This is a genomic window from Enteractinococcus helveticum (genome assembly GCF_001657475.1).
GTDB classification, from domain to species: Bacteria; Actinomycetota; Actinomycetes; order Actinomycetales; family Micrococcaceae; genus Yaniella; species Yaniella helvetica.
This window is the reverse complement of the sequence record NZ_LXEY01000049.1, coordinates 1-462: the sequence shown is the minus strand read 5'-3', so window position 1 is coordinate 462 and position 462 is coordinate 1. Positions and strand designations below refer to the sequence as shown.

Annotated in this window: 1 protein-coding gene; it reads right to left on the bottom strand. The window is 71.2% G+C overall.

What is annotated here, in order from left to right:
• Positions 1-413: methyltransferase type 11 (locus A6F49_RS14450; RefSeq protein WP_043056585.1), on the bottom strand; the 413-nt coding region annotated here is incomplete at its 3' end.
• Positions 414-462: the final 49 nt, after the last annotated feature.

Here is a 462-nt window from a genome sequence, read left to right as displayed (position 1 = left end):
TCGCAGCCCCGCGCCCGCGCCGCGGCCAGGAACTCGCCGGAGCCGGAGCCGAAATCGAGGAGGCGGGCGCCCGCCGTCAGCTTCGGCGCCAGCAGGCTCGCGCGGAACTCCGCCTCCCTCGCCGAGCGCTTGAGGTGGTGGGGCGGCGGGCCACCGGCGAAGGCGAGCTGGTAGTCCGCCCGGTAGGCGGTGGCGTAGTAGTCGGCGAGCTCGGGCACCGTCGGCATCGGATCGGTGCGGATCAGCCCGCATTGCTCGCAGGCGATGGAGCGCAGCACCTTGAGGCGCCGGTCGCTCTCGGCGACGACGACGCTCTCGGTCGATCCGCACAGGTTGCAGGCCGAGGGCGCGCCCTTGTACGGGTAGCCCGTGAACGGCATGAAGTGGTTGATGAAGTAGCGGGGAGACGGCATGTCGCGCCCTTCGGATGCGGCTTCGATGGCTGACTCCGAGCCCTAGTTC